Source organism: Luteimonas rhizosphaerae, from assembly GCF_002849595.1.
Taxonomy (GTDB): domain Bacteria; phylum Pseudomonadota; class Gammaproteobacteria; order Xanthomonadales; family Xanthomonadaceae; genus Luteimonas; species Luteimonas cellulosilyticus.
In genome coordinates this window covers 123,223-148,215 of sequence record NZ_NRQR01000004.1, presented here as the reverse complement: position 1 = coordinate 148,215, position 24,993 = coordinate 123,223, and the positions used below count along the sequence as shown (strand labels likewise).

The window sequence follows — 24,993 nt, the reverse complement described above, 5'->3', positions numbered from 1 at the left end:
CCCTCTACCTCCGGGAGAGAGGGGCGGGTGAGGGCGCTTTTCGCGGCGCTATTCCGCGTCGCTCTCCCGCAGCGCCGGCAGCAGCGTCGCCGCGTCGCCATCGTGCTCGGCCGGCGTCACGCCGATCAGGCGCGCGAGCAACGGATACACGTCGACGTTGTCGAAGCCCGGCAGTTCGACGCCCTGGCGGAAGGCTGGGCCGTGCGCCAGGAACACCGCACGCATCGACGGCAGCGCCGGGTCGTAACCGTGCGAGCCGCGGGCGTGCGACGGCCGTGTCGCCAGCGAGGCGCGCGGCACCGCGTCCCAGCCTTCGTGCAGCTGGCAGACGATCGGCGGCACGCGCGGATGGGTGCCGAACTTCCAGCGCGCCGGCATCGCCTCCTTGCGCCAGCAGTCGTACTGCGCATGCGCGCCGAGCAGGCGACGCGCGACCTGCGCCTCGAAGCCCGGGTTCGGGATTACGCCGATCACCTGGCCGGTCGACACCACCCGCGCCGCTTCCACCGAAACCATGTCCTCGATCGCGATCGCGCGGCCGGGTGCGACCTCGGCCATGCCGTGATCCGAGACGAAGACCAGATTCACCCGGTCCTCGAGTCCGCGCGCCTGCAGGCCGTCGACCAGTCGGCCTACCGCCGCGTCGACGTCGCGCAGCGCCTGGTGCAGCTCCACGGAGTCGGGGCCGTAATGATGGCCGGCCGCATCGGTGTGCTCGAAATACAGCGTCGCCAGCACCGGCCGCGTCGCGTCGGGCTCCGACAGCCAGTCGAGGACCAGGTCCACGCGCGCGTCGATCGGGCGGGCGTAGTCGAACGGCAGCCAGCGCGTCGGCTGCACGCCGCGCACCGGCGCCTCGCTGCCCGGCCACGACAGCGTCGCCGTGCGCAGGCCGGCGTTCTCGGCGGTGACCCACAGCGGCTCGCCATCGCCATACCAGGCGCCGTTGCCGACCGCCGCGCGATCCGACAACCGGAACTCGCCCAGCATGTCGTCGTACATCGAGTTGTGGATCAGGCCGTGCCGGTCCGGACGCAGACCGGTGACCAGCGTGTAGTGGTTGGGGAACGTCAGCGAGGGATACGACGGCCGCATCCACGCACGCACCCCGTCGGCAGCCAGCGCGTCGAGATTCGGGGTGTCCCCGCGGCCGAGCGCGTCCGGGCGCAGGCCGTCCAGCGACACCAGCAGCAGCGAGGGGCGCGCCGCGGTCGGGGCGGCGGCAATGGAAGCGGAGGTCGCGTCGGAGGTCGGGGTCGGCGTGGCGCAGGCGGCCAGCAGCAACAGCGGAAGCAGCGCGAGTGCGCGCAGACGGGTTCGATCGGGCATGCGCCAAGGATACCGGCGGCAGATGACGCTTTTCCGCGACAGCCGCACGCGTCGGGTCCGCACCGGCGACGTCCGGCCGGCGCGATGCGACATCGCGGGTACGTGCAGCGCCGGCGCGCGCGTTCGGGGCCCCTATCGGCATTCAGCGACCTGTGTCGAGCCTTCAGCCACGGCGGCGTATCGTGACGGCACGACAATGGCTGCACCCGGAGGTGCCCGATGAAACGCAACTGGTGGATCGCCGCGCTGTGCGCCGGTCTCGCGATCGGAACGGTGGCCCAGGCTGCCCACGCCCAGGAAGAAGAGGAAGAGGAGCGGACCAGCGAACGCGCCGAACGTGCCAGCCCCGCCGACCGCTTCTGCGTCCGCGAGACCGGCACCCGGATCACCGCAAGCCGCGCCGCCCGCTCGAAGCGTGCCGAGACCGAATGCGTGACCGGCGGTGGCCGCGTCTACACCCGCGAGGACATCGACCGGACCGGCTCCGTCGACGTCAAGGACGCGCTGCGTCGTCTGGATCCTTCGGTGTTCTGATCGCGGCGTGTGCGGTCACGACGGACTAGATGAGAAAGCCCGGCCCAGCGCCGGGCTTTTGTTTGCGCGGCTTTGCGCGATCCCATCGCGCCGCACCCTGCAGGGGCCCGCTGGCGCGCGAACGGGCGCTGCCAGCGATTTCGGAACCCCTGCGTAGAGCACTCGCGCGCAGGCGCGCTCCTGCAGGGTCAGAGGCCTTCGACGGATGCGATATCAGGTGCACCGCCAGCGGATCCGCGTGCTCGCGCTCAACACGCGTCCGCCAACCCCGTCACGTACGACAATCCCTGCCGCAACTGCGCCTGGAACACCGGATCGGCATACAGCGCGATGTCGTGCCCCAGCCCCGTGTACCAGGCCCGGCCGCCGGCATTCGTGTGGCACCAGGCGATGGGATGGTCGTTGCCCATCTTCCCGTCGGGATGCGTCGTCGTGTCGATCGACGCCGTCACCGCGCGACTGCAGGCCTTCGGGATGCCGCGCGAACCACGCGCCGACCAGGTCGCCGTACCACGGCCAGGTATAGCCGCTGTCGGCGGCGGCGTGGATGCCCATGTAGCCGCCACCGCCGGCGACATAGCGTTCGAACGCGGCCTGCTGCGGGGCGTCGAGCACCTCGCGCGTGGTGTGGGCGAAGACCACCGCGCGATAGCCGGCGAGTGTCGCGTCGTCGAACCGGGCGGGGTCTTCGCTCGTCTCGATGGTCAGGCCGGTGGCGCCACCCAGGGTGCGCAGCGTGTCGACCGTCACCGGGATCGCGTCGTGGCGGAAGCCGGCCGTGCGCGTGAACACCAGCACGCGCGGCGGCGCGCCGTCGGAGTCGGATGCCGCGAGGGCAGGTGCCGGCGGGGTGGAGGCGCAGGCGCCGAGAGTGGCGAGCAATACGAGGGCGACCGAACATGGAATGAGCTGCATGCCGGCGAGCTTAGCCGCCGCACGCATGCAGCCTCACGCCGCAGCGCGGCAGGGCCCGCCGGTGCGCGGTGCGATAATCGCGGCATTCGTCTTCGACCGGACCACCGCAATGACCGACGCCGCCTCACGCCACGACCCGTCCCGCACGATCCGCGCCCCGCGCGGCGACACGCTGACCTGCCGCTCGTGGCTGACCGAAGCGCCGTTCCGGATGCTGCAGAACAACCTCGCTGCGGACGTCGCCGAGCGCCCGGAGGACCTCGTCGTCTACGGCGGCATCGGCCGCGCCGCGCGCGACTGGGCCTGCTACGACGCGATCATCGAATCGCTGAAGACCCTCGGCGACGACGAGACCCTGCTGGTGCAGTCCGGCAAGCCGGTCGGCATCTTCCCCACGCATGCCGACGCGCCGCGCGTGCTGATCGCCAACTCCAACCTCGTGCCCGCGTGGAGCACCTGGGAGCACTTCCACGAGCTCGATCGCAAGGGCCTGATGATGTACGGCCAGATGACCGCCGGCAGCTGGATCTACATCGGCAGCCAGGGCATCGTGCAGGGCACGTACGAGACCTTCGTCGAGATGGGGCGCCAGCATTACGGCGGCGATCTCACCGGCAAGTGGATCCTCACCGCCGGCCTCGGCGGCATGGGTGGCGCGCAGCCGCTGGCCGCGAGCCTCGCCGGCGCCTGCAGCCTCAACATCGAATGCCAGCAGTCGCGCATCGACATGCGCCTGAAGACCCGCTACGTCGACGAGCAGGCGACCGACCTCGACGACGCGCTCGCCCGCATCGCCAAATACACGCAGGCCGGCGCGGCGAAATCGATCGCGCTGCTCGGCAATGCCGCCGAACTTCTGCCGCAGCTGGTCGAACGCGGCGTGCGTCCCGATGCCGTCACCGACCAGACCAGCGCCCACGACCCCGTGCACGGCTACCTGCCGATCGGCTGGACCGTCGAGCACTGGCTGGCCATGCAGGCGAGCGATCCCGATCAGGTGCGCGATGCCGCCAAGCGCTCGATGCGCGTGCATGTCGAGGCGATGCTCGCGTTCAAGAAGATGGGCGTGCCCACGTTCGATTACGGCAACAACATCCGCCAGATGGCCAAGGACGAGGGCTGTACCAATGCCTTCGACTTCCCCGGGTTCGTGCCGGCCTACGTGCGCCCGCTGTTCTGCCGCGGCATCGGCCCGTTCCGCTGGGTCGCGCTGAGCGGCGATCCCGAGGACATCGCGAAGACCGATGCCAAGGTCAAGGAACTGATCCCCGATGACGCGCACCTGCACCGCTGGCTCGACATGGCGCGCGAGCGCATCCGCTACCAGGGCCTGCCCGCGCGCATCTGCTGGGTGGGCCTCGGCCTGCGCGACAAGCTGGGCCTGGCCTTCAACGAGATGGTGCGCAATGGCGAACTGAAAGCGCCGATCGTCATCGGCCGCGACCATCTCGATTCCGGCTCCGTCGCCTCGCCCAATCGCGAGACCGAAGCCATGCAGGACGGCTCCGATGCCGTCAGCGACTGGCCGCTGCTCAACGCCATGCTCAACGTCGCCGGCGGCGCCACCTGGGTGAGCCTGCACCACGGCGGCGGCGTCGGCATGGGCTACTCGCAGCACTCGGGCGTCGTCATCGTCTGCGACGGCAGCGAGGCCGCCGACCGGCGCATCGCCCGCGTGCTGTGGAACGACCCCGGCACCGGCGTCATGCGCCACGCCGACGCCGGCTACAAGATCGCCAAGGCCTGCGCGAAGGAACAGGGCCTCAAGCTGCCGATGGTGTAATTCCGACAGGATTCCGCGCGGTAGGCGCAGGTGTACTCGCGCCAGTGTGGTCGAGCGATGCGACGCCGGCTGCGCTTCGAGGGCAGTGCTGCCTCACACGATCGGAGCTAGGGCGGTCGCGGTCGTGGACGGGCGCCAGTCGCATGCCAATGACGACACCTTCGGGTCACGATCGGGCGTTCGATGGCATCGCGCTGCAGGTGCCGTCCTTGCCCATCAGGGGCTCGACGATGATCGGCAGCGGTGTTGGAGCGCGGCAGCATGGATCCTGACATCCGCGCGCCCTGCGCAGCTCTTGGAGTTGCGTTCGTGCGTCGAGCCGCGACATCCGTGCCGCTCAAGAAATGCGCACCACTGCCGCTACCGTCAGGTGCTCGTGCCGCGTTTCCGGAGCGGTCTTGCCGGCTTGGCCATGGCGGCGGATCGCGCGGTATCGGCTGAAGGCGTCATGCGCGATTCGAATGTCTGTGGTGACGCGCATGAGTTCTGGCACAGGACATGCAGGTTTCCTGGGGACGGATGCGGAAGGGAGTTCGGTGAGAAGATGCCTGCCGGGGTCGGGCAGCACAGCAGGGGCGCGTTGGTGCCCGCAGGCTTGCAGGCGCGATTGGGGAGGTTCGGCGCACCGAGCGCGAACCGTGCAAGGGGCTTCGGGCGCGGTGAAGCGGCCGGTCGACGGCGCGGGAAAAAACGAGGTCCGGGCGAAGGTTTTCACCCCGGGCGAGTGCACGACACACATCCGGCCATCGGCCGGTTGACCGCGTCAGGCGGGTTCACAGGGGAAGTTTCGATGTCGGTATCCACCAAGATCCGCTCCGCGCTGCATGCGCTGGGCCTGCTGGCGCTGTTTGCCATGGCGCCGGGTGTCATGGCGGCACCCGCCACGCTCACGTACTCCAGCAACGCCGGCCTCGGTGATGCCATCGCGTCGGATGGCGATGGTGGTTCCGTGGATATTCCGGGCAAGGACATCCAGATCCTCAACATCTCGGATACAGCCGGGACGAATCGCGGTGCAATTCACTGGCGGGATGAGCTCAGCCTCGGAATTCCAAGTGCGCTGACGTACGACGACGGCACGAATGGCACGACTAAGGGGATGGCCATTCGGTCCGGCGACGGCGCTGAATTCCGCCTCGCATCCTTCGATTATTTGAACTGGGGAGAGACGACGCCCTTCACCAACACCGTGGTCGGCTACCGCAATGGCGCGCAGGTTGCTTCGATGACCTTCGCTGGTTTCAACCCTGACTACGAGCTCGAGACCATTGCGTTGGACACTACGTTCGCCAACGTGGACGAGGTCCGGCTGTTCATTTCTGCAGGTGGTGATCAGGGAGATCTGACCACTTGGCACTCCATAAACAACATCGTCATCGACGATGCCGTCGTACCGCTGCCCCCCGTCGTCAGCGATGCCCGCATCGCGATTTCCGGTGCCAGCGGCACCGGCGGCGCATACAAGATCGGCGACACGGTCACGGCGACCTGGAACAACACCGCCAGCGGCGACAACAACGCCGGCGTCACCGGCGTCACCGTCAATTTCAGCGCCTTCGGTGGCGGGGCGGCTGTCGTTGCAACGAACAGTACTGGTATCTGGACGGCGACCTACACCCTGGTCGCCGGCGCCATCGATGCAGCCAACCGAAACGTCAGTGTCACAGCGACCAACAGCGTCGGCCCGACCACCACCGCCGACACGTCGAACGCCACGGTGGACAACGTGGCGCCAACGGTCACCGACGCGAACATCGCGATCTCGGGTGGCACTGGCACCGGCGGCGCCTACAAGATCGGCGACACCGTCACGGCGACCTGGAACAACACGGCTGGCGGCGACAACAACAGCGACACGATCAGCAGCGTGACAGCGGATTTCAGCGGCTTCGGTGGCGGGGCAGCCGTGGTGGCGACGAACAGCGGCGGCACGTGGTCCGCAACGTATACCCTGGTCGCGGGTGGCATCAGTGCCAGCGGCCGGAACGTGAGTTTCAGTGCGACGGACAACGCCGGCAACCGCACCACGCGCGCGGACACGAGCAACGCCACCGTCGACAGCACGCTGCCGGCCATCGACGCGATCGCGCCTGCAGGCGGCGCGTCGGGGGCGGACACCTCGGTGTCCTTCACTGTCACCTTTACCGAATCCGTCACCGGTCTCTCTGTCGACGATTTCTCGTTGACGTCCACCGGCACCGCCGACGCCACCATCGCCAGCGTGTCGGGAAGCGGTGCCGCGTTCAATCTCGTCGTCAACGGCATCACCGGAAGCGGCACGCTGCGCGTGGATCTGCGCAGCGGTACCGACATCACGGACGGTGCCGGCAATGGCCCGTTGCTCGCCTTCACCGGCGGCTCGGCGCACACGGTCGCCATCCCGGACGCGCCAGGCGCGCCGGTGATCGGCACTGCGACGGCTGGCGACGGACAGGTCGAGATCAGCTTCAGCGCGCCTGCCACGAATGGCGGGGCAACCATCACCGGATACACCGTCACGTCGAGCCCGGGCGCCGTCGTCGCCAGCGGGGCGTCCTCGCCCCTCGTCGTAACCGGGCTGACCAATGGCACGGCGTACACCTTTACCGTCACCGCGACCAACGCGGCGGGGACGAGCCCTGCGTCTGCGGCGTCGAACAGTGTCATCCCGAAAGCCGAACAGACCATCACCTTCAACAACCCGGGTGCGCAGAATTTCGGCACCATGCCGTCGCTGACGGCCACCAGCGATTCCGGGCTACAGGTCAGCTTCACCTCCTCGACGACCGGGGTCTGCACGGTGACCTCCGGCGGCTCGCTCACGTTCCTCGCCGCAGGCAGGTGCACCGTCAATGCGGACCAGGCGGGCGACACGGGCTTTCTAGCCGCGCCGCAGATCAGCCAAACATTCACCGTCAATGCCATCGTTCCGGGTGCGCCGACCGGGATCACGGCGACCGCTGGCGATACAGAGGCATCCGTCGCGTTTACCGCGCCCGCGTCCAACGGCGGCAGTGCCGTGACCGGGTACACCGTGACGTCCAATCCGGAAGGCCTGACCGCCACGGGCGCGGCGGGACCGATCACGGTGACTGGCCTGACCAACGGCGTCGGCTACACCTTCACGGTCACCGCGGACAACGTGGCCGGCACCGGCGCGGCGTCCGCCGCATCCAACGCGATCACCCCGGCGTCGCCGCAGACGATCACGTTCAACAACCCGGGTGCGCAGAACTTCGGCACCCACGTCCGCGACGACCGGGGTCTGCGTGATCACGTCGGGTGGCACGCTCGCCTTCGTCGCGGCAGGCACCTGTACCGTCAACGCGGACCAGACGGGAAGCGCGAGCTATCTACCGGCGCCCCAGATCAGCCGGTCGTTCACCGTCAATCCCGTCGTCCCGGACGCCCCGACCGCGATCACGGCGACTGCAGGCGATACGCAGGCGTCCGTCGCGTTCAACGTGCCCGTGTACACCGGCGGCAGCGCCGTGACCGGTTACACCGTGACTTCGAATCCAGGCGGCCTGACGGCGACGGGCGCGGCGGGGCCGATCACGGTCAACGGTCTGACCAATGGCATCAGCTACACCTTCACGGTCGCCGCGGACAACGCGGCCGGCACCGGCAGCGCGTCGGCCGCATCGAACGCAGTCACGCCGTCGGCGGGCCAGGCGATCACGTTCGCCAATCCTGGCGCGCAGAATTTTGGAACAACGCCGACGCTGGTCGCCACTGCCGGTTCCGGCCTGCCGGTCACCTTTTCTTCGTCGACGAACGGGGTCTGCACAGTGACGTCCGGCGGGCTGCTCGCATTCGTCACGGTAGGTATCTGCAGCATCAATGCGGACCAGGCCGGCGACGCCAGCAACGCGCCCGCGTTGCAGGTCAGCCAGTCGTTCGCCGTCAATGCAGTGGCGCCCGGCGCTCCAGTCATCGGCAGCGCAAGCGTGGCGGGTCCGGGCGATGTCATCGTTACGTTCGCCGCGCCCGCGTTCGCCGGCGGCGTCGCGATCACCGGCTACACGGTGACCGCCAGCCCCGGCGGCATCACGGCCGCTGGCAGCGGCAGTCCCGTGACCGTGCGCGGACTGAGCCCGGGAACCCCGTATACCTTCACGGTCACTGCAACCAATGCCGCCGGCACGGGCGGCGCATCGGCGGCAACCGCGTCGGTGACGCCCGTGCCCGCCCTGTCGGTCGCGCCGGTCGCCACGAGCGCCGCCTACGGCGCGGCCTCCACGCCGGTGGATCTGGACATCGCGGGCACGCCGACATCGGTGGCCGTTGCCAGCGCGCCGACGCATGGCATCGCGCGTGTCAGCGGCACGGCGATCCACTATCAACCGGCGCCCGGCTATGCCGGTCCGGACAGCTTCACCTACACCGCCAGCGACGCCTACACCACGACCGCGCCTGCCCTGGTCACGGTGACGGTCGCCGCACCGTCGGTCGCACTCGCCGCCACCGCCCCACCTGCGGCCGTCGGCGGAACGGCCTACACGCACGTCCTCGCGGCGAGCGGCGGCGCGGCACCCTATGCGTTCGATCTGGTCGCCGGTCGCCTGCCGCAGGGACTTGCGCTGTCTACCGGCGGCACGCTGTCGGGAACGCCGACGGAGTCCGGCGATTTCGCGTTCACCGTCGCCGCAGTCGACAGCAGCACGGGCACGGGTCCGTTCACCGCGCAACGCGCGTACGCGCTGGTCGTGGAAGCACCGGTCATCCGTCTGTCGCTGCCGGAGAATCTGGACGCGATCTACGGCGCTGCATTCGACCAGACGCTCGACGCCACCGGCGGCACCGCGCCCTACGCCTACGCCGTCATCGACGGCGCGCTGCCCGCCGGACTGGCACTGAGCGCATCGGGCAGGCTGTCCGGCGCGCCGGACGCGGCAGGTCGTTTCGACGTGACGGTGCAGGTCCGCGATGCCAACGGATTCACCGCCTCGCAGGGCTTCGAGCTGGTCGTCTCGCAGGCGGTCCAGCGCATCAGCGGCTTCGCCTCCAATCCCGCTGCGCCCGTCTTCGCGCCTGACGGGACGTTCTCGGTCAGCGCCGAGGGCGGCGCATCCGGTCTCCCGCTCGTGTTCGCCAGCACCACGCCCGTCGTCTGCACCGTCGAGGGCAGCGTCGTCACCATGCGCGCCGCGGGCCAGTGCCGCCTGACGGCGGACCAGGCCGGGGATGCCAACTTCGAGGCCGCGCCGCAGGTGCGGCTCGATGTCGAGATCGCCGCCGCCGTGCCGACCCTGGTCTGGCCCGAACAGATCAACAAGGTGCTGGGCGAGGCCGCGTTCGCGCTGGACAACCCCGACAGCCCGAGCACCGGCGCGTTCGCGTTCGCCAGCAGCCGGAGCGAAGTGGCCACCGTCGACGGGCGGACCGTCACCCTGCACGGCGAAGGCACCGCGGTCATCACCGCCACGCAGGCGGCGGCCGGCAACTACGCCGCCGCGAGCATCGAGACGCGGCTGAGCGTGACCGCCCGACCGGATCCGACACGCGATCCCGGCGTGACCGGGCTGCTGCAGGCGCAGGTGGATGCGAGCGTCCGCTTCGCCCAGGCCCAGCAGGCCAACATCCGCGATCGCCTGCGCCAGGTGCGCAGCGGTGCGAACGCATCGTCCAGCAACGTGACGCTGGCCTACGACGGCGGCGCGCATGGCCAAGGTCTGTCGGCGCCGGTGGGCCAGGCGGCGGCCGGGCTGTGGCCCGCCATGCCGGACGGGTGGGGGGCATGGGTTTCGGGCACCGCCACCGTCGGCGGCAGTGGCGGCGTGTCGGGGTACGACTTCGATACCGACGGCATCACCGTCGGTGCCGATCGCGCGCTCAGCGACCAGGTGCTGGTCGGCGTCGCCGGCAGTCTCGCCCACAACGACAGCCAGCTCGATGCGGGCGGGGGTTCCCGGATGCAGGCCGATCAACGTTCGCTGGCGCTGTACGGCCTGTGGCGGGCAGGCGAGCATCTGTTCGTCGACGCACTGGCGGGTACGGGTCGGCTGGAGTTCGATCTGCGTCGCTGGAGCAGCGATGCGAACGCGCTGGCGACCGGCGCGCGCACCGGTGCACAGTGGTTCGCCTCGATCGCGATGGGGTACGAACACCGCGGCCCGGCGGCCACGTTGACCGGATACAGTCGCGTGGAAACCAGTCGTTCCACGCTGGATGCGTATCGCGAATACGGCCTGGACCTCTACGACCTCGACTATCGTCGCCAGGACGTCGACAGCACGGCGATCGCGCTGGGCCTCGAAGGCAGCTACCTAATCGGGGGCGACACGGGCCGCGTCCGCCCATTCTGGTCCGTGGAATACCGCGAGGCGCTGGAGAACCGGAACGACGCAACGATGAACTACGTGATCCTGCCGCAGGCGACGGATTACCGGTTCGCGATGCGCAGCTACAACGACAACGCCTTCTCGCTGTCGGGTGGTCTGGACGTGCGTCTGGCGCGCGGTTGGGCGCTGTCGCTGCTGTTGGGGCACGAGCAGGCGCGGCAGTCGACGCGCAGCAGCAGCATCGGACTGCGCCTGACCTATGGCGCCCAGGGCACGGGCGCGCGCGGTATCGTCAATGGAACCGCAGCCGCGCAGGCCGGCATCGAGCCGTGCGAAGTGGCCTGCGGCACTGCTGCGCCGTTTCGCCCCATGGCGACCGACACGCGTGGTGGGCGCCCTCCCGTCGACTGAATGGTGAAGCCATGACGCGCTACGCAGCATCCGATACACGACACCCAGGTGACCGTTGCAGGGACCACGGACGGTTCGACACGTCCGGCGCCGGCGGCACGCGCCTCGCCGCTACGGTCGACAACATCGGTCGGGCCTGTGCGCAGGAACCGGGACTCAAGCTGTCGCGGGTGCCGGCATGAGCGCCGTGCCCACCGCGCGCGTGCCGCTCCGCATCGATTTCGTCTCCGACGTCGTCTGCCCCTGGTGCGCCATCGGCCTCGCCGCGCTGGAACAGGCGCTCGCGCGCCTGCCGGCCCACGTCGACGTGGAATTCCACGTGCGCCCCTTCGAACTCAACCCGCAGATGGCGCCGGAAGGCGAGGATATCGCCGAGCACCTGGCCCGCAAGTACGGCATGTCGCCCGAGCAGCTGGCCGAAGGCCGCGCCAACCTCCAGGCCCGCGGCGCCGAGGTCGGCTTCAGCTTCGGCGATCGCCAGCGCACCTGGAACACCTTCGACGCGCATCGCCTGCTGCACTGGGCCGGGCAGGAACGTCTGCAGTTCAACCTCAAGCACGCCCTGCTGCAGGCGTATCACGGCGATGGCGAAAACGTCAGCGACCACGCGACGCTGGTGCGCATCGCCAGCAGCGTGGGGCTGGATGCCGAGCGCGCCGCTGCGATTCTCGCGTCGGACGAATTCGCCGACGTGGTGCGCGCCGAAGAGCAGTTCTTCATCCGCAGCGGCATCAACAGCGTGCCGGCGACCATCATCGATCAACGGCATCTGATTTCGGGCGGGCAGCCGGTAGAGGTGTTCGAGCGGGCGTTGCGCGAAATTTTGGCGGGCAAGGTGGGTCAGGACGGGGCGGGTCCGAGCTAGGCGGTACGGCCATTACGTCATTGGCATCAACGATCAGGAAAAGCCGCAAATTTTCGATATGCACGGAATCGGCCGAATCTGTGCAATATGCGCCGGAGCGCGCTTTATGCGAGAAGCGCACGTGGTGAAAGCCGGGCTGGCGCGCCTTAGCGGGTGCAAGGTATTGACGTCGATGCCAGAACCAGATGGGCGGACGCGAACATCGCGCTTCCGTCTCCAGTGTGTGTCGCACGTTTGGACTCTGCTTTTAGTTTGCCGTCATTGCCTTCCTGCACGGCCGGGATTCGCTGGCCGGTCTCGCGCTCGCGATGACTTCCACCTTTGGCGCGATGTTGCCGCCGCTGTCTCATGGCGCGCAGCGTCCTGGCGTAGGCGAGTCGGCAGTGCTCGTCGGCGCGCTTGGCTCGCGAGCCGAGCGTTCATGAGGCCGGTCTACGCGCAGCGTTGCACAAGCGCCGCGGATGGTTATGTGATGCGCTAAAGTCCATCCCGGGGAGTCCGGTTGATGCAAACCGGACGATTGCGACAGCGCCGCACGACAGGGAAGGGGGCGAGGATGCGTGGTCCGGCACGGGGAAGAATGCTGCGTTTCGCAGCGTTGCTGCTATTGGTCACTTGGCAGCTGGCGTGGGCCGCGCCGGCGTCGTCAGCGGGCGTAGGCAGCGGCGCTGAAGCGCTGGCGATGCAGGCGCGGGAAGTGCTCGACGCGAACGGCGTCGACGCACCTGACGTCGAACGTGCGGGCGTTCTGATCGGACAGGCTTTGTCACTCGAGCCGGATTCGCCGCCAGCGCTGGTCGAGCAGGCGCGATATCTGCTGCGCCGTGGTAACGACGGGCGTCGCTACGAAGCCGGTGTACTCGACGCTGCGGAAGCAGCGCTAGCCCGGGCGATCGATCGCGATCCCGCATTCGATCGCGCGCATGTGGTGCACGGCTTCGTGCTGATGCGCCAAGGGCGGCTCGATGCGGCACGGGCTGCACTCGAACGCGCCGACGCGCTCGATTCCGAGGATCCTTGGTTGGCGCTGAACTGGGGCCGGTTGTTGATGATCTCGGGTGAGAACGACAAGGCCGCGCTGAAGTTCCGTGGCGCGATCAACGCCAGGCCGGATGACGCGGCCCTCGTCGGAGCGATCTTCGGTGACTTGATCAGCCGGGAATGGGAAACGGCGGAGCCGGACCAAGAGCGCATCGATATGCTGCATCGCCTGCGCATATCGGTGGTGGATGATGCCTATGCGCACGGGAACTATGCGACCCACAGGTTGTGCGTTCACGGCGACACCGGGGATGCGATCCGCTACGGCGAGCAGGCGCTGGCGCGGATGGAGTATCCAAGCCCGCGAATGGTCATCGCCTCGGCGTACTTTGTCGACTGGGCGCGCGAAGTGGCGAAAGGTCGGCACCAGCAGGCGGGGGTCGCTTACTCGGCCGCGCTAAACGTATTGCCCGTCAGCCCCGATCGCCTGCTGGATCGAACTTGCAAGGGCCGACCGCTGCTCGAGGACGTAATGCAGGCAATGTACGTCACGGGCCTTGGTGCACCGACGACCGCGCTCGAGGCCATTGCGCTGGCTGCAGATGTAGCGGAGTTCACCGAATCGGACGGGCAGGCCTACGTGCCAGGCTTCTTTCTGCTCCGGGTGCGCGCGTCGTCCCGCGTCGGCGGCGATGTGTACCTGAATTCCGAACTGGACTACAAGGACCCGCGCAACGTGTCGATCCGCCTGCGCCCAGCGACGTTTCAGGCGTTGGATGACCGCTACGGTGCCCCGTTCGAGAACGGGCTCAAGGATCAGCTGATTCTGGTCCGCGGTTATGCGCGCAGGGTGCGCATCGATTTCCGCCAGGGCGGGCAACCGACGGGCCAGTTCTATTACCAGACCCACGTCGTCATCGATGACCCGAGCCGGGTTGAGACGCTGCGCGAACGGATCGAACGCCTGCCTGATGCGCCGATGACAGCGCCGGTGGGAACGCATGTATGACGACGCTCTCGCGTCCACGTGCCTCCATGCAACTTCGCTTGTCGCATCCTCTGGCGTTCAAGTTCGCGCATGTCCCGATTCGATCCGTGCACGGGTTGCCAGGATTGATAAGCGCTCTTCCAAGCCGCCACTCATTCGCGATCCGGTCCAACCAGGGCGTCAACAATGTCCAACCGCGTATATCTTCATTGCACCAACGTCCAGTCGCTGCCTAAATCGGATGCGTGGGCGTCGTTCTTCGAGCAGTCCGGTGTCGAGTACGAGGCCGGCGAATGCGTACCGCTCTTCTGGCTCCTTCTGTTCGTTGCGTCGGACATGCGGCTGGCCGAGGTCGATAGCGATGACGACATCGATGGAGATGACGAGCGTCGCAGCTACGCGTATCTGATCTGCGACCGGAACACCGGTGTCGAGCGTCTGCGTGCGCGCGCTCCTCTGATGCGGGCATCGCTGGATGACGATCAATTCGCGCTCTACGAGGCGTGGTCGACGCGCATGGCACAGGAGCCCTACGCGAACATCCTGGTGAGAACCGAAGAGCTGGACTGCATGGGGGAAGAAGGCCAGCTCGAGTCCCAACTGCGCGAGGCGCTGCAGCAACTGGAACAGATCCCTGCCGAGGGCCCGCTGGGGATGGGGACCACGCTGCGCAACATCACGGGACTCTGGGCCGAAAACATGCACGCCTGCGACGCGTTCGAACTCGTCGGAACTGCCAATACGAGCCCGACATGGCCCACGCCATTCGCGCCCAGGCCGCTGCCTGCGGCGCCAGCCATTCCAAGGACGAAACCCTGGTGGGCCTTCTGGCGTTGACGGCTTTCCCGGCGGAAGTCGCCGGCTCGACGTTCGACCGCGCTAGCAGCTCCAGGTTCGCTTACCTGTCAGCTTAGAACTGCTTATCCCGTTGCCAAACCACCCACACTGAAAGGACTCATCGTGACTGACCCCTACAATTCTGCGGGACCCTACGCGCCTCCGATTGCGAAGCTAGTCCCGACGTCGACAGCCAGCGCGAAGCCCGATGCGATCGCTGGTCTTGATGTCTCGGACTCGTGGAAGCGCAGGTTCCGACTGATCCAACAGGCCGGTGGGCCGAAGCTGCCTGACTTCCAGAACCTGCGGTTTGGTGAACGCATGAGCGTGAATTTCAACTTCTTGGGTTTTTTCTTTGGCCCAATCTATTTCCTGATCAAAGGGCTGTGGCGGCAGGCCGTCGTGTATTTCATCTGCGCCGTGACGCTAGGCGTGTTGTTGGAATTGATGGGGTTTGGCAGGCTCGCCCGTGGCGTGAGCTCTGGATTCGCTGTTCTTTACGCGATGCGCGCGAATGTCAGCTATTACCGGAAGGTCGTGCTGGGTGAGGCGCCTTGGCTGTGAGGGCTGGCGAACCCTTCAATTCGACGCCGGACCTCAGCGACACGCTGGTGGAACGCCTGTCGCGGCCGACGAGTTGACGGTTCCAGGTGCACTTACCGAGCCAGCGAGTCTAGTGTCGGATGCCCGGTGCAGCTGGATGTCGATCTGGCCGAGCCTCGATCGTCGTACCACCACAGGCGGCAAGAATTGCCCGCCATGAGGAGACGATCATGCGTGTGATGGTGTTTGTGAAGGCCACCGAGGACAGCGAAGCGGGGATTCTGCCCACGCCCGAGCTGCTCGAGGCCATGGGCAAGTACAACGAGGCGCTGATCGAGGCCGGCATTCTCAAGGACGGCGACGGGCTGAAGCCCACCTCGCAGGGCAAGCGCGTCCTGTTTTCGGGCGCGGGCCGCACCGTCGTGGACGGGCCGTTCGCCGAGACCAAGGAGCTGGTGGCCGGCTTCTGGCTGTGGGAGGTCGTGGACATGGACGAAGCAGTCGCCTGGGTGAAGCGTTGCCCGAATCCGATGCCCGGACCGAGCGAGATCGAGATCCGCCCGCTCTACGAAGCGTCCGATTTCGTCTGACGGGCTGGCGAGGAACGTGCGTCGCACCAGGTGCGGCGCGGGCAGTTTCAGACCCACGTGTCTGGAATGCGGGCCGTGGCCAGAGTGCTGCGATCGAGCGGGTGTTGGTGTGTTGCGGTGATCTCAGCCGCGCGTCGCCTGCGCGACGAGCCACTCGACGATCGCATCGAACCGCTCCTGATCGAGCGCATGTCCACGCTCGACGCGAAGCGCGGTGATGAAGTCCCCGGCGACCCGCGCCACGACCTGATCTGCATCCCGCGAGTACTTGTCCTCGGTCCCCGACACGACCAGCGTCGGGCGCGGCCCGATCGCAGCTAGCAAGTCGTGCGTGTCGAGCAGCTGCGCGAGCCGGGGGACGGCTTCGAACAGGGTGATGCCGGTTTCTTCGCGGCGGCGGGTGTCGAAGCTGCAGACCGCGCCGCTGATGCAGGCGAAGCGGCAGCGCGGATCGACGGCGGCGTGGTACAGCGCGGTGTAGCCGCCGTAGGAATGGCCGGCGATGCCGACGCGGCGTGCGTCCAGTTCGGCCGCGTCGATCAGCACGCTCAACGCACGTTGTGCGTCGTCGAGGCCTTTGCGCATCAGGGTGTCGCCGTCGAGCAGGCGGTAGCTCATGGCGCTGTAGTGCTGCAGCCAGTCGTAGTAGTGCGGTTCCACGCCGTGGACCTGGCCGCGGCGATCCTCGAATGTGAGGGCGTCCGGTGCCAGCACGGCGAGGCCGCGACGCGCGAGCGCCGGGCCGAAGGCCTGGTGCGGGCTGCCGACGATGCCGGCGACTTCACTCTTGCCGAAGTGGAATTCGCCGTTGTGCTGGTGGAAGACCACGACGCCGCCCTCGGCGGGCTGCGCCGTCGGCGTGAACAGGAAGGCCGGAATGGTGTCGCCTTCCAGGCCGCGATAGTCGATGCGCTGCCGGGTGTAGCCGTCGAACGCGACCGCATTGCCGCGCTCGAACGCGACGGGAACAGGGGTCGCAAGCCGGAGCCGCTCGCGAAGCGTCGAGTCGAGGTCTTCGATCATCCGGCATGATAATCCGCGGGCGGATGGACCGGCCGACAGCGCCGGAGCATGCCTCGCACGTCCCGCACGCCTGTCGTGTGCCGGCGGCGCGCGGCGCACAATGCAAGCCCCCGCCGAACCGGATGCACCATGGACACCGAATCCCTCATCACTGCCGCCCTGCGCGAGGCGGGATACGGACCCGACGCGGTCGGCTCGGCGCTGCCGCGGATCCTGCGCATCCTGCAGGCGGAGGACGTGCGCATCGAGCTGGGTCGCAGCCTGTCGCGCAAGGAGCGCGAGTACGTACGGCTGCAGCTCGAGCTGGGCCTCAACGTATCGGAGGTCGTCAAAGGTCTGAAGCGCTGAGCGGGCGGGCCGCGGGTTTCACTGCGGCGCACGCGCCGGGCGCCTAAGGTCGCGGCAGTTCCCACGCGAGGCGGCCATGGCGGCGAAGAAGACCCTCAAGCTCGCGACGTTCAACGTCAACGGCATCACCACGCGCCTGCCGCATCTGCTGGCGTGGCTGGCCGAGACCAAGCCCGATGTCGTCGCGCTGCAGGAACTCAAGGCGACCGACGCTGCGTTTCCGGTCGATGACCTGGACGCCGCGGGCTACGGCGCGATCTGGCAGGGCCAGAAATCCTGGAACGGCGTGGCGTTGCTCGGGCGCGGCGTGGTGCCGGTGGAAAGCCGGCGCGGGCTGCCGGGCGATCCGAAGGACGACCAGAGCCGGTATCTCGAGGCGGCGGTGCACGGCATCGTCGTCGGCGGGCTGTACCTGCCCAACGGCAATCCACAGCCGGGGCCGAAGTTCGACTACAAGCTCGCGTGGATGAAGCGGCTGCAGAGGCACGCGAAGACGCTGGTCGGCCTGCCGCATCCGGTGGTGCTGATGGGCGATTTCAATGTGATCCCGACCGATGCCGACGTCTACGACGCCAAGGCCTGGCGCAAGGACGCGCTGATCCAGCCGGAAGTCCGCGCGGCGTTCGAGACGCTGCTCGAACAGGGCTGGACGGACACGCTGCGCGACACCTTCGGCGACGAGACGGTCTACACGTTCTGGGATTATTTCCGCCAGCATGCGGAGCGCGACCGCGGGCTGCGCATCGATCACCTGCTGGCGAACCCGGTGGTGGCGAAGTCGGTGAAGTCGGCCGGGGTCGATCGCTGGGTGCGGCTGGAGGACAAGGCGAGTGATCATGCGCCGACGTGGATCGAGGTGGCGAAGCCGGCAAAGGGGTGAATCGATCGGCTCGCCCGTCGTCGTGTGGTTCGCCGGTGACGGGTGTTCGAACCGGATGCGTTGGTGCTCCATCGGCTGCGCCGAAGTTGTGCGTGCCGTCAGAGCGGGAATGAAGAGGAAGAGCGACCGGGAATGCCGGTCCGTGTGGCGTCGTTCGCGTGCGCGCACGCGCCTGCAGGAACGGGTTCACGTGCGGAGCGCTTGAGACGGCGCACCCTTGCCGCCATCTGTGGATTTCCACGCTTGCCGCGGCGCTGCCGCCAGGATGCCCATGTCCAGTTTCGATCTCACCCCGCCCAGCGCCGAACAGCGCGCCACGCTGGAAGCCGGCCTGTCCGCCGACGAGCGCCGCGTGCTGCTGCAGCACGGCACCGAAGCGCCGTTCTGCGGCGTGTTCCTCGACAACAAGCGCGAGGGCACCTACTGCTGCCGGCTGTGCGGGCTGCCGCTGTTCAGCTCGAGCGCGAAGTTCGATTCCGGCACCGGATGGCCGAGCTTCTTCGCGCCCTACGACGAGGCGCACATCGGCCGGGTGCGCGACACCAGCCACGGCATGATCCGCGTCGAAGAGGTCTGCGCGCGTTGCGGCAGCCATCTCGGCCACATCTTCCCCGACGGCCCGCCGCCGACCCACGAGCGCCACTGCCTCAACTCGGTGTCGCTGTCGTTCGTCGATGCCGAGGCGGACCTGCCGGACCCCTTGCAACGCGGCGGCGCCGAGGCCGGGCCCGCGTAAACGCCGTGGCCGCCTGATCGGGTAATCGGGCCGGCAGGTGGGCGAGCGCGCGACCGTCGGTGACAATCCCCGCTCATCACGGAATGGGGAGACTGCGTGATCGTTCCCGAATACTGGGCGGAAGCCCGGCGACACACGCGGCATGGCGGGCGCAGCGTGACGGTGCGCCGGTTCGGCTGGTCCGACGACAGCGAAGCCGCGGCGAAGGCGCACGCGGATGCACGCGTGCAGGCGGCGTTCGACGCGGTCTTGGCCGGCGAGGTGCTGCCGCGTCGCGAGCCACTGACCAACTACGGTGTCGCGGGGGTGCCGATCCGCGAAGAGATCGTCGAGCGCGCGGGCGATCTGGTGATCACGCGCAACAGCTACGGCGCCTTGTGCCTCAACACGCCGGACGTGCTGTTCGCCGATCTGGATTTCGAGGCGCGCCCCTCGGGGTGCGTGCTGCCGCTGGCGACCTGCGCGCTGGTGGGCGGCGCGGCATTCGCAGCGGCGGTGCTGGTCATGGACTGGCGTCTGGCGGCGGCACTCGCCGTCGCGGTGCTGGTGGTCGCCAACCTGGCCGTGCTCGGCTGGCGGCGGCACCGTTTCGACCGGGACGGCGGCGCCGAGGCCCGGGCGCTGGCCCGCGTCGCCGCATTCTCCGCGTCCAGCCCCGACTGGCACCTGCGGACCTACCGCACCCCGGCCGGGCTTCGCGTGCTGGTGCTGCACCGGACGTTCGATCCGCGGGAGCCCGACGTGGACTGTCTGTTCCGGGCGCTGCAGGCGGACAGCCTCTACGCCACCATGTGCCGGCTGCAGCATTGCTTCCGTGCGCGGCTGACCCCGAAGCCGTGGCGCTTGGGCATGCAGCGCCACATCAAGCCCCGCACCGCGGCGTGGTCACGCTCCCAGGCGCGTCTTCCAGAACGACTGGACTGGATCGCGGACTACGCAGTGAAGTCCAGAGGGTTTGTGGCGTGCCGTTACCTGTGCTCGTTCGGCCCGGACGTCGTCGATCCGAAGGCGGGGCGGGTCATGGCGATGCACGACGACATCGCGCGCGCGACGCAAGCGCTGCCGCTGGCCTGATCGGGCGCCGTCACTCGGCCTCGAACGCCTGGATCTCCGCCAGCAGGCGCTGGCTGCGGCGGATGCCGTCGGTACCGTCCGCGCAACGGGTCGGCGCATTCGCATCCAGGGCCAGCAGCCTCACGCGCTGCCGCCAGCCGTAGAGCCAGGTGCCGGCGAGGCCGAACCCCCCGATCGCCAGGCTCCACGTGATCCATGCGGGCGTACCGGCACCGGCGGGCGCGCCCCCAAGACCGGCGAACGCGACGACGACCGGCAGCCACAGGATCCACCACGGCACGCCGCACACCGCGGCATTGAGCGCGTAGGCCCGCAGCAGCGTGGCCAGCTGGCGCTGGATGACCAGCACCGGCGCGGCGTAGTCCACGCGTGCAGCCAGCACCAGCGTCAGCGTGGCGCCGATGATGTTGAGCACGCCGAAGGCGTGCACGGCGATGCCGGCGACCAGCAGGCCGGGCACATCGGGATTGCGCGTCCAGCAGGCGACGCCGAGTGCGATCAGCCCGAGGCCGAGTGCGAATTGCAGCCAGTGGCCGATCTTCAGCGGGCGCAGCGCGGCGCGTGCGCGCTGGACGCGCGTGTCGCGGAGCACGGCCAGGTGCAGCTGGTCGCTGCGCGCCATCCGCGCTTCGAGCGATTGCCAGGCGATCTTGAGGTCCTGCGGTTCCATACGTTTCTCCGTCAGAGTTCGGTGCGGATGCGCTGGCGCAGCCGGCTGATCTTGGTGGCGACATTGGTGTCCGTCAGGCCGAGGATCTCGGCCATGTCGCGGTGGCTGCGGTCGTCGAGGTAGAGCAGCAGCAGGGCGCGGTCGAGCGGCGACTGCGCATGGATGAAGTGGTGCAGGGCGCGCACCTGCTGCTCGGCCTGCGGGTCGTGCGGCGCGGGGTCGGGCAGGTCGTGCAGGGTTTCGTCGAAGGGCACCGCGTGGCGATGGCGCAGCGCGGCGCTGCGGACCGCGCTGATCGCCACGTTCAATGCGATGCGGTACATCCACGTGCTGAAGGGCCGGGCCGGGTCGTACTTCGGCCAGGCGCGCCACAGCTGCACGGCGATCTCCTGCGCGAGGTCCGCGCGGTCGTCGGGATCGCGGCAGTAGCTCGCGGCCACGGTCGCGACGATGCCGTGGTGGTCCTGCAGCAGGCGGGCGAAGTCCTGGCGGTCGTCGTCGAGGGGCATCGTGGCCGGCATCCTGGTGTCCATGCGCGTCTCGGAATCGAAGCGGTCATGGGATGGTTCGCACGGGTGCGCCGGATATCACACGGCAATCGGGCGATGGGCGCAATCGACGCGCCGCCCGCGTGCGATTCCCCCGCGGGCCGCGGCATGTCCCGGAAATCGAACGATCCGGCAGCGCACGCGCAGAGTGCCGGCCCAGACACGACGACGCCGGCGCCCCTGCAGGCGCCGGCGTGGCCGGTCTCACGGGTGACGCGACAGGATCAGGGCGTCAGCACGACCTTGCGGCAGGCGTCTTCCTTGCCGTCGAAGATCTCGTAGCCCTTCGCGGCATCGGCCAGCGCCATGCGGTGCGAAATGATGACGTCCGGCTGCAGCCGGCCTTCGCCGATCTGTTCCAGCAGTTCGGGCATGTACTTCTGCACGTTGGTCTGGCCCATCTCGAAGCGCAGGCCCTTGTCGAACGCGTCGCCGAACATGAAGGCGTGGATGAAGCCCGCATAGACGCCCGGCACGCTGACGGTGCCGGCGCGGCGGGTCGCCGCGATGCACTGGCGGATCGCCGCGCCGCTGCTGCCTTCGAGCTTGAGCTGGGTGGCGATGGTGTCGGCCTTGCTGCCCTTGGCTTCGAAGCCGACGGCGTCGATCGAGGCGTCGACGCCGCGCCCGTTGGTCTGCGAGACGATCTCCTCGGCCGGGTCGTCGACGTCCTCGAAATTGATCGGGATGACGCCGTAGGTCGCCTGGGCGAAGTCCAGACGGTACTGGTACCGGTCGACCATGAAGATGCGTTCCGCGCCCAGCATTTTCGCGCAGGCCGCCGCCATCAGGCCGACCGGGCCGGCGCCGTAGATCGCGACGGTCGACCCCTTGGTCACGCGCGCATTGAGCACGGCCTGGTAGCCGGTCGGCAGGATGTCGGAGAGGAACAGCACCTGCTCGTCCGGCAGCGCGTCCGGCACGACGATCGGGCCGACGTTGCCCTTGGGCACGCGGACGAACTCCGCCTGGCCGCCGGGCACGCCGCCGTAGAGATGGCTGAAGCCGAACAGCGCGGCCGGCGGGCGCATGCCCTTGGCGTTGAGCGCGGCGCCGGGGCCGGAATTGGTCGTCTCGCACGCGGAGAATTCGGCGAGGCGGCAGTGGAAGCAGTCGCCGCAGGCGATGACGAACGGAATGACGACGCGATCGCCGCGCTTGACGTTCTTGACGTCGGCGCCGATGTCTTCGACCACGCCCATGAATTCGTGACCGAGGATGTCGCCATCGTGCAGCTCGGGAATCTTGCCGCGGAACAGGTGCAGGTCCGAGCCGCAGATCGCGGTCGCGGTGACGCGCAGCAGGATGTCGTCGGATTCCTGCAGGATCGGATCGGGCACGGTTTCGACGCGGACGTCCTTGCTGCCGTGATAGGTGAGTGCTTGCATGTCGGGTTCCACAACGCGGGGGAACGCCATGAAGCGCAGCGGCGACTTCAAGGGGGCGTGAGTTGTGGCGGATTTTTCTGCCGGAGGTCATGTCGCGTGCGCGGCGCGATGCGTCGGAATCCCCGAGAAACCCGGTGTCCTGCCGGCCTTCTCGGGCGAGGCGACGGCGTCGACGCGGGCAGGGGCCACGATCGGAATGAATGCGGCGAATCGGCAGGTGATGCGCGCGTGAGTCGCGATCGGCGTGGGACGCATTGGGCGTTCGCGGAGGCGGTTCGGCGTTCGCGGGTTGGCGCATGCGTGATGGCGCGGCGCGCGGCGCGCGCTGCCGGTCGATCCGTGCGACATGCGTCTCGGGCCGTCACCGCTCCGACCCTCACTACCGCGAATGGGCGGATGCGAGGGCGACGCGATGCCGCGCGTCCTCACCCACGGCGGCCCGCGCGACGCTAGGATGCGCGCTGTCCCGCTACCAGGAGCCCCGATGTCCGACCCTTGCCGTAGTGCGCGCCGCGCGTGTCGCAGGTCGTCCCCATGAGCGTCTGGGCGGAGATTGGAAACGCGGTCGCACGCGAGCTCGCGCTGCCCGACGTCGACACCATGACGACGATCGTCACGCGCGTGCTGGTCGCGGCGGTGCTCGGCGGCCTGGTCGGCTGGGAACGCGAACAGCGCGGACGCTCGGCCGGCCTGAAGACCCACATGCTGGTGGCGATCGGTTCGGCGCTGTTCGTGCTCGCGCCGCTGCTGGCGGAGATCGACGGCGCCGATGTCACCCGCGTGATGCAGGGCATCGTGTCGGGCATCGGCTTCCTCGGCGCCGGTGCCATCCTCAAGAGCGACAAGCACACCCGCATCCACGGCCTGACCACCGCCGCCGGCGTGTGGATGACCGCGGCGATCGGCATGGCCGCCGGCATGGGCCAGGAGATGGTCGCGCTGATCACGACCGCCGTCGCCCTGCTGGTCGTCGGCGCGGTGCCGCGGCTGCAGAAGCAGCATGCGCGCGACGAGCGCGAGGACGAGTCCGACACGCTCTGACGCCGCGCGCCCGGTGCGCGGCGCGGCACGCCGGTGTCCGGATCCCTGCCGCCGCCTCGGGCGCGTCGCGGCTGCGGCGACCCGCCGTCGCGATGTCGGGCATGCTGTCGGCCGATGCCGTCGCCGCCTGGCGACGACGCCACCCACGACGGAGGCCCCGATGCGACGTTCCACCACCGCGCTGTTCGCGATTCCCCTGATGGCCACGCTGTTCGGCTGTGCCAGTTCGTCCGCGCCGAACGCGGCGCCCGCGTCGGCATTTCCCGTCGTCGGCGGGTTGACGACGTGGTCGCCCGCGTTCGCCGATGTCGTCGCGCGCGACGCGCGCATCGAGCGACTCGCCGACGGCTTCACCTGGTCCGAAGGCCCGGCGTGGGTCGCGGACGGCGGGCATCTGCTGTTCAACGACGTGCCGGAGAACACGCTGTACCGCTGGTCCGAGGCGGACGGCCTGTCGGTGTTCCTGTCGCCGTCCGGTTACGCCGGCAGCGACACCGCTGCCCTGCGCGAAGCGGGCGCCAACGGCCTGTTCGTCGAACCTGCCGGCACCGTGCTGATGGCCGATTCGGGCAGCCGTACCGTCGAGCGCTTCGACCCCGCGACGAAGCGCAAGACCACGCTGGCTCGCGCCTACGAGGGGCGCCGGTTCAACAGTCCCAACGACGTCATCCGTCGCAGCGACGGTGCGATCTTCTTCACCGATCCACCGTACGGGCTCAAGGATCTCGACGCGTCGCCGGTCAAGGAACTCGCGTTCAACGGGGTCTACCGGCTGGACACCGACGGCAGCGTGCATCTGCTCGACGACACCCTGTCGTTCCCGAACGGCCTTGCGCTGTCGCCCGACGAACGCACGCTGTACGTCGCCAACTCCGATCCGCAGCGCCCGATCTGGATGGCCTACACGCTCGATGCCGCGGGTGCGGTCCAGGCACGACGCGTGTTCGCCGATGCCGCCGACCTGGTCGGCGACGACGCGCCCGGTTTGCCCGATGGCATGACCGTCGCGGCCGACGGCACCCTGCTGGCGACCGGGCCGGGCGGCGTGCTGGTCTTCGCGCCTGACGGCACGCGCCTGGGGCGGATCGAGACCGGTGGCCCGGTGTCGAACGCGACCTTCGGCGGCGCCGACCGCCGTACGCTGTACATGACCGCGAACGATGCGATCGCGCGCGTGCGTCTGCAGATCGCAGGGCCTGCGACCGCGCGCTGATAGAACGCGCATTCCGTCCTGCGCTGCCGCGGC

General features: G+C 68.7%; 21 protein-coding genes and 2 pseudogenes. 15 read left to right on the top strand and 8 right to left on the bottom strand.

The genetic code is table 11. The features are described from left to right. Nucleotides 1-48 precede the first annotated feature (48 nt). The gene (locus CJ022_RS02245; RefSeq protein WP_101925066.1) at nt 49-1,329 is read right to left on the bottom strand and encodes an alkaline phosphatase family protein; all 1,281 of its coding nucleotides are present in this window, start codon (nt 1,327-1,329) and stop codon (nt 49-51) included. Nucleotides 1,330-1,548: 219 nt separating this feature from the next. On the opposite strand from CJ022_RS02245, the gene CJ022_RS02240 reads away from it, so the two are divergent. Further along, the gene (locus tag CJ022_RS02240; RefSeq protein ID WP_101925065.1) at nt 1,549-1,863 is read left to right on the top strand and encodes a hypothetical protein; all 315 of its coding nucleotides are present in this window, start codon (nt 1,549-1,551) and stop codon (nt 1,861-1,863) included. Between the two features lie 248 nt (nt 1,864-2,111). On the opposite strand, the pseudogene CJ022_RS02235 reads toward CJ022_RS02240, so the two are convergent. Then, nucleotides 2,112-2,778 (bottom strand): annotated as a pseudogene (locus CJ022_RS02235) (ThuA domain-containing protein). A 109-nt stretch (nt 2,779-2,887) separates the two neighbouring features. Here CJ022_RS02235 and hutU point away from each other — a divergent pair. Further along, nucleotides 2,888-4,561, top strand: a complete 1,674-nt coding sequence (hutU, locus tag CJ022_RS02230; RefSeq protein ID WP_101925064.1) for a urocanate hydratase — start codon at nt 2,888-2,890, stop codon at nt 4,559-4,561. 1,332 nt (nt 4,562-5,893) lie between these two features. Here hutU and CJ022_RS17370 read toward each other — a convergent pair. Together CJ022_RS17370 and CJ022_RS17365 are read right to left on the bottom strand one after the other, a co-directional pair. Next, on the bottom strand, nt 5,894-6,100 hold the full coding sequence (locus tag CJ022_RS17370) for a hypothetical protein (RefSeq protein WP_233198560.1): 207 nt from the start codon (nt 6,098-6,100) through the stop codon (nt 5,894-5,896). 72 nt (nt 6,101-6,172) lie between these two features. Beyond that, the gene (locus CJ022_RS17365) at nt 6,173-6,316 is read right to left on the bottom strand and encodes a hypothetical protein (protein WP_233198559.1); all 144 of its coding nucleotides are present in this window, start codon (nt 6,314-6,316) and stop codon (nt 6,173-6,175) included. Here CJ022_RS17365 and CJ022_RS17740 point away from each other — a divergent pair. From CJ022_RS17740 to CJ022_RS02195, 7 genes and pseudogenes are all read left to right on the top strand, one after another. Continuing rightward, nucleotides 6,279-7,658, top strand: a pseudogene (locus CJ022_RS17740) (beta strand repeat-containing protein); the annotation flags it as partial. The gene CJ022_RS17365 and the pseudogene CJ022_RS17740 overlap by 38 nt on opposite strands. Nucleotides 7,659-7,809: 151 nt before the next feature. Beyond that, nucleotides 7,810-11,235: an autotransporter domain-containing protein gene (locus tag CJ022_RS17195; RefSeq protein ID WP_199171410.1), complete on the top strand. Its 3,426-nt coding sequence runs from the start codon at nt 7,810-7,812 to the stop codon at nt 11,233-11,235. A gap of 178 nt (nt 11,236-11,413) precedes the next feature. Further along, complete coding sequence (locus CJ022_RS02215; protein WP_101925063.1) at nt 11,414-12,100, top strand: DsbA family oxidoreductase; 687 nt, start codon at nt 11,414-11,416, stop codon at nt 12,098-12,100. Nucleotides 12,101-12,680: 580 nt separating this feature from the next. Next, nucleotides 12,681-14,090, top strand: a complete 1,410-nt coding sequence (locus CJ022_RS02210; protein ID WP_101925062.1) for a tetratricopeptide repeat protein — start codon at nt 12,681-12,683, stop codon at nt 14,088-14,090. 165 nt (nt 14,091-14,255) lie between these two features. Then, nucleotides 14,256-14,906 carry a hypothetical protein gene (locus CJ022_RS02205; RefSeq protein WP_101925061.1) on the top strand — a complete coding sequence of 217 codons (651 nt, stop codon included), beginning with the start codon at nt 14,256-14,258 and terminating at the stop codon, nt 14,904-14,906. A gap of 123 nt (nt 14,907-15,029) precedes the next feature. Continuing rightward, nucleotides 15,030-15,470, top strand: coding sequence for a DUF2628 domain-containing protein (locus tag CJ022_RS02200; protein WP_233198557.1), 441 nt, complete (start codon nt 15,030-15,032; stop codon nt 15,468-15,470). Nucleotides 15,471-15,679: 209 nt separating this feature from the next. Next, a complete protein-coding gene (locus CJ022_RS02195; RefSeq protein ID WP_101925060.1) occupies nt 15,680-16,039 on the top strand; it encodes a YciI family protein in 360 nt (119 codons plus the stop codon). A 123-nt stretch (nt 16,040-16,162) separates the two neighbouring features. Here CJ022_RS02195 and CJ022_RS02190 read toward each other — a convergent pair whose 3' ends face one another. Further along, nucleotides 16,163-17,062, bottom strand: coding sequence for an alpha/beta hydrolase family protein (locus CJ022_RS02190; RefSeq protein WP_101925059.1), 900 nt, complete (start codon nt 17,060-17,062; stop codon nt 16,163-16,165). Nucleotides 17,063-17,191: 129 nt separating this feature from the next. Here CJ022_RS02190 and CJ022_RS02185 point away from each other — a divergent pair, with 129 nt between their 5' ends. The 4 genes from CJ022_RS02185 to CJ022_RS02170 all read left to right on the top strand — a co-directional run bounded on the left by CJ022_RS02185 (nt 17,192) and on the right by CJ022_RS02170 (nt 20,100). Further along, nucleotides 17,192-17,410: a polyprenyl synthetase gene (locus CJ022_RS02185; RefSeq protein ID WP_101925058.1), complete on the top strand. Its 219-nt coding sequence runs from the start codon at nt 17,192-17,194 to the stop codon at nt 17,408-17,410. A gap of 76 nt (nt 17,411-17,486) precedes the next feature. Beyond that, nucleotides 17,487-18,290, top strand: a complete 804-nt coding sequence (xth, locus tag CJ022_RS02180; protein ID WP_101925057.1) for an exodeoxyribonuclease III — start codon at nt 17,487-17,489, stop codon at nt 18,288-18,290. Nucleotides 18,291-18,561: 271 nt separating this feature from the next. Further along, a complete protein-coding gene (gene msrB, locus CJ022_RS02175; RefSeq protein WP_101925056.1) occupies nt 18,562-19,026 on the top strand; it encodes a peptide-methionine (R)-S-oxide reductase MsrB in 465 nt (154 codons plus the stop codon). A gap of 96 nt (nt 19,027-19,122) precedes the next feature. Further along, a complete protein-coding gene (locus CJ022_RS02170; protein WP_101925055.1) occupies nt 19,123-20,100 on the top strand; it encodes a hypothetical protein in 978 nt (325 codons plus the stop codon). Nucleotides 20,101-20,110: 10 nt separating this feature from the next. Here the strand turns inward: CJ022_RS02170 and CJ022_RS02165 are convergent, their stop codons facing one another. From CJ022_RS02165 to CJ022_RS02155, 3 genes are all read right to left on the bottom strand, one after another. After that, on the bottom strand, nt 20,111-20,770 hold the full coding sequence (locus tag CJ022_RS02165; RefSeq protein ID WP_101925054.1) for a serine/threonine protein kinase: 660 nt from the start codon (nt 20,768-20,770) through the stop codon (nt 20,111-20,113). An 11-nt stretch (nt 20,771-20,781) separates the two neighbouring features. Continuing rightward, nucleotides 20,782-21,279, bottom strand: a complete 498-nt coding sequence (locus tag CJ022_RS02160) for an RNA polymerase sigma factor (RefSeq protein WP_101925092.1) — start codon at nt 21,277-21,279, stop codon at nt 20,782-20,784. Between the two features lie 263 nt (nt 21,280-21,542). Further along, nucleotides 21,543-22,706, bottom strand: a complete 1,164-nt coding sequence (locus CJ022_RS02155; protein WP_101925091.1) for a zinc-dependent alcohol dehydrogenase — start codon at nt 22,704-22,706, stop codon at nt 21,543-21,545. Nucleotides 22,707-23,240: 534 nt separating this feature from the next. Here CJ022_RS02155 and CJ022_RS02150 point away from each other — a divergent pair. After that, a complete protein-coding gene (locus tag CJ022_RS02150) occupies nt 23,241-23,747 on the top strand; it encodes an MgtC/SapB family protein (RefSeq protein ID WP_101925053.1) in 507 nt (168 codons plus the stop codon). 160 nt (nt 23,748-23,907) lie between these two features. Next, nucleotides 23,908-24,960: an SMP-30/gluconolactonase/LRE family protein gene (locus CJ022_RS02145; protein ID WP_101925052.1), complete on the top strand. Its 1,053-nt coding sequence runs from the start codon at nt 23,908-23,910 to the stop codon at nt 24,958-24,960. Nucleotides 24,961-24,993 lie beyond the last annotated feature (33 nt).